An 11,977-nucleotide genomic window follows, 5' to 3' on the forward strand; every position below is an offset into this window, starting at 1 on the left:
ACCAGCACAGATACACCTCTTCTACCGCGAACCCCCGGGGCGGGGATCGGTGAACAGTGACACCGCGCCACCGGCACCGCCTGATGACATCCGGATCAGGTCGCTGACGGCGTCGTCACTGCTCCGGCGTCACTGCTCCGGCGGTACGACGTCCGGGATGCGGTTCGGGCCGGCCACCGCCGGACGGGGAACGTCCTGAGGGTGCAGTCGTACCGCGATCAGGGCCACGTCATCCTCAGGCTGCTCCGGCACCAACCTCTGCAAGAGTCCATCCACCAGGCCATCCAGGTCGACACCGCCTTGGGCCAGCTCACCGGCCACCTCCGCCAAACGTTCCAGTCCGACCTGCAGGGACTCACCGCGCCGTTCCACGAGCCCGTCGGTGTACAAGATCACCGTGGACTCCCGCTCCAGGGTGACCACCGACTCCTGCCGGGGGGTGTCGGCATCGATGCCGAGCAGCAGGTTCGCCTCGACCGCCTCCAACAGCCTGGGTCGCCCATCGGTGTCCAGCACCAGTGGGGGCAGGTGCCCGGCGTTGGAGAAGCGCAACCGGCTCACGCCGTCCTCGTGCTCCTGCGCGGTCTGCTCCAGGCGGGCCACCACCGCGGTGGCGCTGGTGGAGATCATCAACAGCCGCAGCAGCCGGTCGGTGGCGCTCAGCACCGCAGCCGGCCCGTCACCGCTGTGCGCCGCGACCGCGCGGAGCATGGTGCGCACCTGTCCCATTGCCGCCGCCGCGATCGTGTCGTGCCCGATGACGTCGCCGATGACCAGCACGGTGGAGCCGTCGGGTTGGAAGAAGGCGTCGTACCAATCTCCACCGATCTGCGCCGTCCGCGCAGCGGCGCGGTAGCGGACGACCACCTGCAGATGGTCCGGCTCAGGGGGTTCGGTGAGCATCGAGCGCTGCAGGGTCTCCCACGCCGCAGCCGCCTCGGCGTGGGCAGCGATCTCGGCCTCGTGCACCAGCAACCGGTCCAGCACCTGCGCGCACTGGGCGGCGAAGGCATCCAGCAATTCCACCTGCTCAGCGTCGAAAGTCTGCGGCTGGTGCCACCCCGCGGTCAAGGAGCCCAGCACCCGCCCGTCGGCGACCAGGGGCAGGCAGGCGAAGGCCTGGGAACCGGTGGAGTCCATCACGTCCCGCATCTGCGGTGACCACGCCAGACACGCCGCGGCGTCGCTCAGCAGCACCGTGCGTCCGGTGCTCGCCGCCACGCAGGCCGGCAGGACACTGTCGGCGGGCAGCCGGGCGTAATTGCGTTGGGTGGCGGCGCCGAAGCCGTCGGTGATGGTCAGATCCATCATCGTGGCATCGCCGGGGGTGAAGACGGCCACGGCGCCGCTGTCGCAGCCGGTCGCGGCCAAGCCGTGTTCGGTGATCTGATTGGTCAGCTCCAGCACGCTGCCGGCCTCGGCCAGGGCCAGGGCGGTGCGTGCTAGTCCCGCCAGGCGCGTCACGGCCTGCTCCCGGGCAGCGGTCAGGGCCTGCACCTGGACGGCTCGCTCGTAGAGGTCGGCTTCCAGCTGCTGGGCTCGACCACGTAGGGCCGCAGTGGAGCGCTGGACCTCCTGCTCGACCTCCTCCTGCGTCGCACCCCGACCTGAAAGGGTGGTGCTGGTGCGGGTGATCTCCTTGGTGACGTCCTCTGTCACGTGCAGCAACGCGGCGACCTGCCCACCAGCACCAGCACCTTTCTCGTCTTCGGCGGCGGCGCCGAAGACGGGAAAGGTGGTGAAGCTCCACCACCGTTCGCTGAAGCCGGTGGGGCTGTCAGCGTCGGGGATGTCGTACTTCTGCAGCGGCACCGGGTCCGCGACCCCGGTGGCCAGCACCCGCAGCATCGAAGCCCGCACCAGGACCTGCGGATCCTGCACTTCTGCACCGCCGCCGCCACTGTCGATCTCGTGGCCCGGTAGGGCTGAAGGAGCTGCCTGCGCCAAGGGGAAGGCCTCGAAGAGGTAGCGACCTACCAGCTCCGCACGGGGTCGACCCGTGGCCTGGAGGTAGGCACCGCTGACCTCGAGGATCACCAGGTCGGGGTCCAAGAGCATGCAGGGAAAGGGCAGGGCAGCGAAGATTCTCGGCAGGCGCTGCTCGCGACCGATGACGCTCACAGTCACCATCATCACCGAATCCATTGACCTGCACGGACCGCACGCGGGTCAGCTCGTGGCCTCGCGGTCAGCGCACCACTTCATCGAAAGCCGCCCCACCCCCTACTCGCTGAGGTCAGCCCCGTCCGTCGACCACAACTCGTGTTCCTGGCACCGGAGCAAGCCGCCCACCGTGCTGGATCTGACTGGATGCGTGGGTACGCCACGCGTCACGCACTGCGCCCGAGACGGATCGCCCGCTCACGATCACGCGCGGTGAGGCCACCGCGGACGCCAAAGCGACCAGGACCCCGCATCTCGTAGTCCATCGCGTCCTCGAGGCACACTTGGCGGACCGGGCACTGCCAGCAGATCGCGACCGCGGCGTCGTGGTGGCGGCGATTGACGTCGAACGTCTGATCGAACAGCTCGATCTGATCCCGGCAGACAGCGCGGTGACGCCACTCGCTCATCGAACGCCCTCCCCACAAGGTCGAAGCAGCACGCTCCCTGGCGCTCTATCGACAGCTCCCGGCACGAACTTGAGCCTCCGGCGCGCTCAACATCACGCTCGGCGCACCTCGACACACGGGCTCCAGTCAGCTCGGACACATCCAGCCACGACTGAGGTCCCCTCGACTCAGGTCCCCCGTCGACGACCTCCGCCTCGCCCGCCCGCCGCCCGCCCGTCCGTCCGGCCCACTGCTGGAAGCCACATCGAGCCCACTTTTGCCTACTGCAAGTGATCAGATTGTGACTAGGGGTGGTGATGGGGCTCGAGGTGCGGCACTCTGGTCTGTAGTGATCACCAGTGATCCTGGCAGCGGACGGACACCGTCCACCGCGCCCCACGATCCGAACGGTCACCGCCTACGACTTCTCACCGGTTCCCGATGGTTCCCATCACGAGGGGTCGAAGGCACGGAGAAGCTGCCGCTGGATGCACCCCGTGGCGTGATGACGGCACCCTCACGAAGGGGGTGCCCGGACAGGAAGCTGGCCATGTTCAAGAAGTCTCTCATCGTCGACATGATCAACCGCAGTTCCGAGACCCCCGCCGACCGCAGGAACTTCCTGCGCGGCATGGGCCTGCTCTCCGCCGGCACCGTCGGCGCCGGCCTCGTCGGAGCTTCCGTCGCCGCCCCCGCGGAAGCCGCCCCGGGCGACCCCATCAGTGACGGCACGGTTCTCAACTTCGCCCTCAACTTGGAATACCTCGAAGCCGAGTTCTACTGCTTCGCCGCCTACGGCCACGGCCTGTCCGAAGCCATGGCCACCGGTACCGGCACCATGGGTGGCGTCACCGGCGGGCACCGGGTCCCCTTCAAGTCCAAGTCGATGCGCTACTACGCCGAAGAGATCGCCAACGACGAGATCGCCCACGTGAAGTTCCTGCGTGCGAACCTCGGGGCTGCCGCCGTCGCACGGCCGGCCATCGACCTGCAGAACTCCTTCACCGGTGCGGCCGTCGCCGCCGGGGTCATCAAGCAGGGCGAGACCTTCGACCCGTTCTCCTCCGAGGCGTTCTTCCTGCTCGGCGCGTTCCTCTTCGAAGACGTCGGGGTCACCGCCTACAAGGGCGCGGCACCGCTCATCCAGAACAAGGACTACCTCGAGGCCGCGGCCGGCATCCTCGCCGTCGAGGCGTACCACGCGGGCATCGTGCGCACCCTGCTGTACGAGAACGGCCTCTCCACCCCCACCAACGCCATCTCCGACGCCCGCGACTCCCTCGACGGGGCCGGCGCGGACAAGGACCAGGGCATCACGACCGGTGCGTCCGGGCGCGCGAACCTCGTCCCGACCGACGCGAACTCGATCGCGTTCAGCCGTTCGCCGCAGGAAGTCCTCAACATCGTGTACCTGACCCCGGGCACCGGCGTCAGCAAGGGCGGGTTCTACCCCGCCGGTCTCAACGGCGACCTCAAGACCAGCTGAGCCCCACCCCACCCCTCCCGTCGACGTCGACCTCCCCTCGACCTCGACGTTCCCTCGAACCGTCCACACCCTTGAACCACCCACATCCTTGGAGTACACGATCGTGAAGAAGCACACCGCCGTCAGCGCCGGGCTGGCCCTGCTCGTCGGACTCAGCGGCGCCGCCGCCATCGCCGCACCCGCTCAGGCCGCCGCCGGCTTCAAGTTCGACCACCGCATCGCCGGAGCCGACCGCTTCGCCACCGCCGTGGAGTCCTCGAAGCTGCTCGAACCCACCGACGGTGCAGCCACTGACGTCGTCATCGTCAACGGCTACGCCACCGTCGACGGCCTCACCGCCTCCTACCTCGCGGGACTCAAGTCCGCGCCGATCCTCTACACCGACACCACGGCGGTCCCTGCTGTCACCGCTGCCGAGATCGCACGCCTGGGCGCGAAGAACGTCTGGGTCATCGGCGGCACCGACCGCGTCTCCACCGCCCAGGAAGACGCCTGGAAGGCCGCGGGCAAGGACGTGACCCGCATCGCCGGCGCCGACCGTTACGAGACCGCCGCCCTGGTCGCCGAAGCCGGCGGCACCGCCGAAGACGGTGACAACCCCAACGGCAACGCCCCCGAGCAGGTCTTCCTCGCCTCCGGCACCTCCACCGCCGACGCCCTGGCCGCCGGGCCGATCGCGTGGGCGCGCAACTACCCGATCCTGCTCACCGAAGCCGGCACCCTCCCGGCGGTGACGAAGACCGCACTGGATGAGCTGGGAAGCAGCAACCGCGTCGTCCTCGGCAGCTCCGCCTCGGTCTCCGACGCCGTCTACTCCCAGGCCGGTGGAACTCAGCGCCTGGGCGGCACCAGCCGACAGGACACCGCCACCAAGATCGCCGACTACGCCACGGCCAGCCAGAACTTCGACACCCAGTCCGTGGCCCTGGTCGGCGGCTCCGACACCACCGCAGCCGACGCCCTCTCCGCCGCGCCGGTCGCTGGATCGCAGGGGGTGCCGCTGGTCTTCATCGACTTCGACGGCTCGCTCGGCGCGACGACGACCAGCTACCTCTCCGGGCACAAGACCAGCTACACCGGCCGCGGCACCGGCTGGATCTTCGGCGGAACCCCCTCCGTCCCCCAGGCCGCGGCTGACGCCGCCACCGCCGCCGTCCAGTAGGACCCACCCAGGAACGCCGCTGTGCGTTGAAGGTGCTCGTCAGCTGACACGAGCCATCCGTTCAACACCGGGCAAGAACGTGACGATGTGACGGTGCGGTGCGGTGAGCGGGAGATCACCGCACCGCACCGCACCACGGCCTCCTTCGAAGATCGACCCGGGTCAGCGCCCTATCGCGCTTCGCAACAGGTCCCACCGCACGTCATCGCCGGCCGTGCTGACGTGGACTCCATCGGTCATCATCGCCGGGACGGCGGTCGTGGCCAGTGAGATGTAGGAACTGGCCCGCGAAACCGGTGGCGCCACCGAACGAGTCCGGGAACTCATCGCCTCCATCCAGACCTCCACCGGGGCAGTGGGCCAAGGCATCCAGGACGTGGAGGCGACCATCGGGAGGATGGACGATGTCCAGACCGCACGAGCACCACCTTGGACGAGCAAGCCGGTCTCGCGACCGTTCTCGGTGCCCGCTGAGCACGCGCCGGCTGTCGAACGCGCCGCCTGACGTGCCGCAGACCGGGATCGTCGAGCCCGCCACCGGAGCCGCGCGCGCGAAGCAACCGGGTGAGAACGCCACCCCAGTCCTGGCCGCAGCGAACTGGACCCATCGCCCACGGTGTTCGCTCCGAACGATCCCCGTGATGACGCCCCGGGAACACCTGCACCGAGCAAACGCCACGGCCCACACGCTGTTGACCACTCAGAGTCTCCTGGTGCTGCGGCTGAGCATGGGCTTGGTCTTCTTCGGCTTCGGCGTCCTGAAGTTCTTTCCCGGAACCAGCCCGGCGCAAGACCTCGCGGTGACGACCACCCGCATGCTGACCTTCGGACTGGTCCCTGACCACCTCGCACTGATCGGCGTCGCCTCGCTGGAGACGGTCATCGGTGCGTGCCTGCTGCTCGGCGGGAGGTTCCTGCCCGCGGCCCTCCTCCTCCTGGTTCCCCAGCTGGCGGGGATCCTCTCCCCGATCGTCCTGCTGCCGCACCGCCTCTTCGCCGGTCCCCACCACGCCCCGACGTTGGAGGGGCAGTACGTCCTCAAGGACGTCATCCTCCTCGGCGCTGCCCTGGTCATCGCCGCAGCCTTCCTCGGTCAGAGGCGGACGAGCCGGCCGCTGCCTGCCCGCGAGAAACTGGCCATCGTCCTGGCCGGGATCCGTGAGGAGTGCCCGCTGGAGGAGCTGTGCGCGGAGCACGGGATCAGTGAGAGCGACTACCGCTCCTGGAAGGACGAGGTCCTCACCGCAGCCGACGCCATCCGTTCTGCCCAAGCGGTGGCCCTGCGCGGCTGACGTCGTTTCAGCGGGGAACGTCAAGAACGCACAGCCCAGCGAATCACCCCGCACAGAGAAACCACGCGAAGACACCCACGGAGAAACCACACGGTCTGCCCCCGAGCCCGGTGCCGCGAGACCGCCGAGGTCTCCGGGGACACCAAGAGCCGCACCGCGTTTCGCTCTGAAGAGCTACCCAAGGCGCATCCGGCGCCTCTCGATCAGAGCTTCCCAGGCAACTGGACGGACAGGCTGCCTGCGCCACAGCGGATCCAGCACCACCTCGACACCGTCACACCAGACGTCGATGCGGTGAGGGTCAGCCCGCCCACTCAGGGTCGGTGTCGTTCAAGCGCAACGCATCAGCGCTCGCACCGGGCCCCACCACCGCTACCCCGGCCGGAGTGGCACAGCGACGCAACGCCTCACGAACCCCGGTCACACCACCCGGCGGCGACGGCACGAACCTTCGGATGGTCTCCTCGGTCACGACCATGGTGTTGCTCAGGCTGTCGACCAGGTCGGCCACCAACGGCGACGGCAACGGCACGACCCACCCGATGACCCGCGCCGCCAGAGCGGTACTGACCCCCCGGACCGGCAGCAGGAACCGTCGACGGCCGCTCACCCGCGCGTAGGTGGCGACGAGGTCGCGGTAGGGCAGCGCATCAGGTCCGCCGATGTCGTACGCGCCTGCCGGTACGTCGGCCTCGGCACTGTGGCGCAGGTAGTGCACCACGTCGTCGACGGCGATCGGCTGCACCCGGTGCTCCATCCACACCGGTACCGGGATGACCGGCAGCCGATCCACCAGGTGACGGATCAGCTCGAAGGAGGTGGACCCCGCCCCCAGCACGATCGCCGCCCGCAGCCACACCAGATCCACCCCCCGCCCGAACTCCCGCAGGGTCTCCCCGACCACGCGACGGCTCTCCAGGTGCTCCGACAGCTCCTGCCCCGGCGGGACCAGCCCGCCGAGGTAGACGATGCGCCGCACCCCGGCCGCAGCGGCCGCCGACGCGAAGGTGCGGGCGCCGACCAGGTCGGTCTCGGCGAAATCCCCCTCGCCCAGACCGTGGACGAGGTAGTAGGCCACGTCGACCTGGCCGTGCCCGCTCAACGCACGGGCACAGGAGTCAGCGTCCATGACGTCCAGCTCCACGCTGGTCGCAATCCGCGACAGGGCGAGGCCCGAGGATGCGGTGCTCTCCTGCGTGCTGCTCCCCGGAGAGGTGCCTTCCGGTGGGCTGCCCCCAGGCGAGGTGTCGAAGGCTGCGAGCTTCCCCGGGTCACGGGCACCGGCGAGGACGTCGAAACCCGCGTCCAGCAGAGCAGGGACGAGGCGGGAACCGACGTAGCCGGTGGCTCCGGTGATGAGTGCACGCACTGAGGGACCGTACCCGCAAAGACCCGCAGCGACGCTCGCCAATCCCGTATCCCACCCGGACAGCTCCCGGCTGTGGACGCTTGATCGTGGTGGGAAGCTCGGGTGGTCGCTGACGATGCGGGGTGCAGGTGTTTCGGCCTGGGCGACGGAGACCACGATCAGCGGCGGCAGTCGTCTCCGTGATGATGCGCCGGGGTGGGTTCGGCGTCGAGGCTCACGCTTCGACGACGACAGACAGGACACACGCCGCGCCAGGCCAGGCGGGGTCCGCGGACTCTCTTCCCGCACAGCGACCACGGGCTGGAACTACTCGCTGAACGTTCCCGTACCAGGTGGGCGTTGCGACCGCCCGCTCCGCGCCACACCCACCTACCGCTGACATCGATCGTCTTCACGACGTCGACCCACGTGACCCCGGCGGCGCCACCGGAGGACTCGGCAGCGCCGTTCAGGTCGCGTAGTTCCTTCACCGGTGAACCGCCTTCCACGGAATCGCGGCACCACGGACGCAGCCAGAGACATGGGGTGGGCACTGTGAGCCGGGCGAGATGGGCCGAGTGAGATCGTCGTCCCACCGGCAGCGCGGCCCCTCCACTCGAGAAGTGCAGTAGTCGCGGCTGACGCCGTCGTGAAGTCCACCCACGACGTTCGAGGGGAAACGCGTCAGAGGGTGAAACGGCCCACCAGCGTCTGCAACTGCGCCGCACTCCGCGAGACGTCCGCGGCCGTCGACGCCGTGTGCGACGCCGACGTCGTCGTCTCCACCGCCGCCGCCGCGATCCCCGAGATGTTCGCCGAGATCTCCTGGGAACCCGTCGAGACCTCGGTGACGTTGCGGACCATCTCCGCCGTCGTCGCCGACTGCTCCTCCACCGCCGCCGCGATCGTGGCCTGCAAACCATCGATCCGCGAGATCACCTCCGCGATCTCCGCGATCACCTCCGTCGCCGCCGACGCATCCGCCTGGGTCGCGTTCACCTTCGCCACGATCACCTCCGTGGCCCGCGCGGTCTGCTGCGCCAGTTCCTTCACCTCACCCGCCACCACCGCGAACCCCTTGCCCATCTCCCCCGCCCGCGCCGCCTCGATCGTCGCGTTCAACGCCAACAGGTTCGTCTGCTCGGCGATGGTGGTGATCAGCTTCACCACGTCCCCGATCTCCCGACTCGAGGCACCGAGACGCTCGATCGTCGTGCCGGCGTCCCCGGCAGCAGCGACCGCGGTCGCTGCCGTGGAAGAGGCTTCCGCGGTGGAGGTGGCGATCTCGTTAATCGCCGCGGTCATCTCCTCCCCCGCCGCGGCGACGGTGCCGATGTTGGCGCTGATCTGCTCCGTGGCGGCGGAGACGACCTGTGACTGCGACGCGGACTCCTCCGCACCGGAGGAGAGCTGGGTGGCGACCGCGGTCAACTCCTCGCTGGAGGCGGCGAGGGTGGTGGCGTTGTCGGTGACCTCACGCATCACCGCGGCGAGGCTGTCCATGGAGGCGTTGGTCGCAGCGGCGAGACGTCCGACCTCGTCCCTGCTGACGTAGTCGACGCGCTGATCCAACCGGCCCTGCGCGAGACCTTCGACCACACCCACCGCCTGGGCCAGGGGGCGCGCGATGGAGCGGGCGATGACCACGGCGATGACCACGGCCAGCAGCAGCGCCACCCCCGCGCAGCCGGCCAGCACGATGACGGCCTGGTGGTACGCCGTCGCCCCGTCCGTAGCGATCGTCTTCGCGGCCTGTGCCTCCACCCCGTTCATGGTGTCCAGGGCGGAGTTGACCGTCTTGCCGACCTCGGTGGTCGTGGCCGTGCGCTGGGTGACGAACGCGGTCAGATCCGCCTGACCAGCCAACGGCAGCAGCGCTTCGCTGGCCGTGCGCCACTGGGCCAGGGACTGGGTGTAGACACCCTGCTGCTGGGTGGTGCTGGCCGGATCAGTGGCCAGGTAGGCCGTCCACGCGGCGTCCAGTGCCGTCTGGTCCTTGCTCAACTGGTCGGTGGCCTTCTGGGTGGACGCCGCGTCCAAGGCGATCGCCACGTCGCTGAGGTCCTTGCGGACCTGCAGGTAGGCGGTCTGGACCTTGTCGATGGTGTCCACCGAGGCCACCCCGGAGGTGGAGAGGTTGTCCAGGTTCGTCTGAGCCTGCCCCAGGCGGGCGATACCCAGGCCAGTGACCACCAGCAGCAGCAGGCACACCACGCCGAACCCGGCGAACAACTTCGAAGAGACCCGCAGGTCCCGCACCCAGGAGAACATGACCGACCGCCCATCACCAGGGCACCGGAGCGGCACCAGACAGTGACCGATCGGCCACCCGGCAACCGTCCTTAACGTTCACCAACTCCTGTCTCTCGGCCCAGATCAGCGCGCAGGACCAGCTCCCGAGAGTCCCGGCGGGCGAAGTGCCAGCCGAAACCGGCCGCATCCAGGGTGAGCGGGGCGAGGCCCCGCCACGGTCTCCATCAAACCCGGGCCCTGACACTCAAGGGCCCGAGCGCTGCGCTCCTGCGCCGGCCGGGCGGATGGAGGTCGCCCGGCTCAGGTCACGACCAGACGCAGCAGAACCTCCCCGGCCGCACCCAGTGGCAACACCAACAGCAACCACGCCGCAGCCGAACCCACACCCCGGGCTCGCGCACCCACTGCCCGCGCGGCCGACGCGGTGGCGCCGAGGACCACCACCAGCAGGACACCGAGGACGCAGGAGACGACCGCCTCACCCGGGTAGCGCAGGTAGAGCCCGTAGGTGACCACTCCTTCCGCGAGGAAGACCCCGCCCAGCAGCGCCGCCCCCAGCGCGGCCACCCGCGGCGCAGCCGCCCGTCGCCACCACCAGCCGGCCACCCCCAGGACCGGCCCGCCGAACACACCGGTAGCGGCCCACAGCACGACGTTGGAGGGGTTGACGCCGAAGCCGCGCGCAGCGGACACGGCGTAGTAGCCGGCGACCTCCCCGAAGCACACCGCGACACCGGCCAGGACCGCAGTCCAGGGCCGCCGGCTCCAGGCACCGACCAGGAACGCGGGAGCGACCCAGGGGCCCACCGCGTTGGCCAGCCCGGCGAAGGGCCAGGGCAGCAGCGTCTGCAGCCCTGACGTCGACGCCCCCCACACCGCGCCGATCAGCACTGCCGCACCGAGCAACGGAGACGCGCCCAGCCCACCGGCCGAGCCGTCGCGCCGGCCGCCCCCGGCCCACGGGAAACGGAGCGAAGTCTTCAGTGCGGCGGGTTCGCTCATGGTCGAAGCCTGCCCCGTGACGATCGGTCTGAACATCACCGCGTGGTCGGATCCTCGACCATCGATTCCTCGTACCCCGGGTTGATGCCCGGGCTCGAACCCACGCTCGTACCGCTGATCGCGCGGTGGTGCCGACGGTGGCGGGGAGGTCCTCACCGCGGCCGCGGCCCACCTCTTCCCCCGCCGTGACACTCTGCTCCTCCTGGAAGTCCTCCAACCGGTGGGAAGGTTCCCGTGAACGTCAGCTACTCCCTCGCCTACCGCCTCGGCATCACACCGTGGGAACGCGCCATGGAGGTGGGCGCCGGCCAGTTCACCGCGCTGATCGAGCGCGAAGAGGCCGAACGCGTCGCCCCCTTCGGCCACGCCCTCGACCTCGGGTGCGGCACCGGCGCCCACGCCGTGCAACTGGCCGGCCGTGGCTGGGACGTCAGCGCCGTCGACGCGGTGCCGTCCGTCGTGCGCCGGACCACCGAGCGGGCGCAGGAGCACGGGGTGGACGTCCACGCCCTCGAAGGTGACGTGACGGCACTGGACCCGGCCCGGATCGGAGCCCCCGTCGACTTCTTCCTCGACGCGGGCTGCTTCAACGGCCTCCGCCGCAGGCAACGCTCCGAGCTGGGCCGCGGGATCACCGCCTGCGCCGCGCCGGACGCCACCCTGCTCGTGCTCGCGTTCGCGCCGGGGCGCCGGGGGCCTCTGCCCCGCGGGGCCAGTTCCTCCGACGTCACCGAGGCCCTTCCCGGCTGGGACGTCGTGGCCCAGGACGCCACCGACAGCCGGGGGTTCCCGGGGCCGCTGCGCGGTACCACTCCGCAGTGGTACCGCCTGCGCCGCCGCTGACGGGTGTTCGTCCCGGACGCCCCGTGAGGTGTGCCACCC

General features: G+C 69.8%; 9 protein-coding genes. 4 read left to right on the forward strand and 5 right to left on the reverse strand.

The window, feature by feature from the left end:
- Nucleotides 1–129: 129 nt before the first annotated feature.
- Both OG218_RS03740 and OG218_RS03745 read right to left on the reverse strand, forming a co-directional pair.
- Nucleotides 130–2,121: a SpoIIE family protein phosphatase gene (locus tag OG218_RS03740; protein WP_328291856.1), complete on the reverse strand. Its 1,992-nt coding sequence runs from the start codon at nt 2,119–2,121 to the stop codon at nt 130–132.
- Nucleotides 2,122–2,330: 209 nt separating this feature from the next.
- Nucleotides 2,331–2,573: a WhiB family transcriptional regulator gene (locus OG218_RS03745; RefSeq protein WP_328291857.1), complete on the reverse strand. Its 243-nt coding sequence runs from the start codon at nt 2,571–2,573 to the stop codon at nt 2,331–2,333.
- Nucleotides 2,574–3,102: 529 nt separating this feature from the next.
- On the opposite strand from OG218_RS03745, the gene OG218_RS03750 reads away from it, so the two are divergent.
- The 3 genes from OG218_RS03750 to OG218_RS03760 all read left to right on the forward strand — a co-directional run bounded on the left by OG218_RS03750 (nt 3,103) and on the right by OG218_RS03760 (nt 6,492).
- Nucleotides 3,103–4,038, forward strand: coding sequence for a ferritin-like domain-containing protein (locus tag OG218_RS03750; protein WP_328291858.1), 936 nt, complete (start codon nt 3,103–3,105; stop codon nt 4,036–4,038).
- A gap of 103 nt (nt 4,039–4,141) precedes the next feature.
- Nucleotides 4,142–5,200, forward strand: coding sequence for a cell wall-binding repeat-containing protein (locus OG218_RS03755; RefSeq protein ID WP_328291859.1), 1,059 nt, complete (start codon nt 4,142–4,144; stop codon nt 5,198–5,200).
- A 713-nt stretch (nt 5,201–5,913) separates the two neighbouring features.
- Nucleotides 5,914–6,492 carry a DoxX family membrane protein gene (locus OG218_RS03760; RefSeq protein WP_328291860.1) on the forward strand — a complete coding sequence of 193 codons (579 nt, stop codon included), beginning with the start codon at nt 5,914–5,916 and terminating at the stop codon, nt 6,490–6,492.
- A 301-nt stretch (nt 6,493–6,793) separates the two neighbouring features.
- Here OG218_RS03760 and OG218_RS03765 read toward each other — a convergent pair whose 3' ends face one another.
- The 3 genes from OG218_RS03765 to OG218_RS03775 form a co-directional block, all read right to left on the reverse strand.
- A complete protein-coding gene (locus OG218_RS03765) occupies nt 6,794–7,861 on the reverse strand; it encodes an NAD-dependent epimerase/dehydratase family protein (RefSeq protein WP_328291861.1) in 1,068 nt (355 codons plus the stop codon).
- 663 nt (nt 7,862–8,524) lie between these two features.
- Nucleotides 8,525–10,111 carry a methyl-accepting chemotaxis protein gene (locus OG218_RS03770; protein WP_328291862.1) on the reverse strand — a complete coding sequence of 529 codons (1,587 nt, stop codon included), beginning with the start codon at nt 10,109–10,111 and terminating at the stop codon, nt 8,525–8,527.
- Nucleotides 10,112–10,393: 282 nt separating this feature from the next.
- Complete coding sequence (locus OG218_RS03775) at nt 10,394–11,095, reverse strand: DUF6518 family protein (protein ID WP_328291863.1); 702 nt, start codon at nt 11,093–11,095, stop codon at nt 10,394–10,396.
- Between the two features lie 234 nt (nt 11,096–11,329).
- On the opposite strand from OG218_RS03775, the gene OG218_RS03780 reads away from it, so the two are divergent.
- Nucleotides 11,330–11,938: a class I SAM-dependent methyltransferase gene (locus OG218_RS03780; protein WP_328291864.1), complete on the forward strand. Its 609-nt coding sequence runs from the start codon at nt 11,330–11,332 to the stop codon at nt 11,936–11,938.
- Nucleotides 11,939–11,977: the final 39 nt, after the last annotated feature.

The organism is Kineococcus sp. NBC_00420 (assembly GCF_036021035.1).
Taxonomy (GTDB): Bacteria; Actinomycetota; Actinomycetes; order Actinomycetales; family Kineococcaceae; genus Kineococcus.

Coding starts and splice junctions, on each gene's coding strand:
- OG218_RS03775 (WP_328291863.1), bottom strand. CDS start 11,095: ATGAGCGAACCCGCCGCACTGAAGACTTCGCTCCGTTTCCCGTGGGCC.
- OG218_RS03770 (WP_328291862.1), bottom strand. CDS start 10,111: ATGTTCTCCTGGGTGCGGGACCTGCGGGTCTCTTCGAAGTTGTTCGCC.
- OG218_RS03750 (WP_328291858.1), top strand. CDS start 3,103: ATGTTCAAGAAGTCTCTCATCGTCGACATGATCAACCGCAGTTCCGAG.
- OG218_RS03745 (WP_328291857.1), bottom strand. CDS start 2,573: ATGAGCGAGTGGCGTCACCGCGCTGTCTGCCGGGATCAGATCGAGCTG.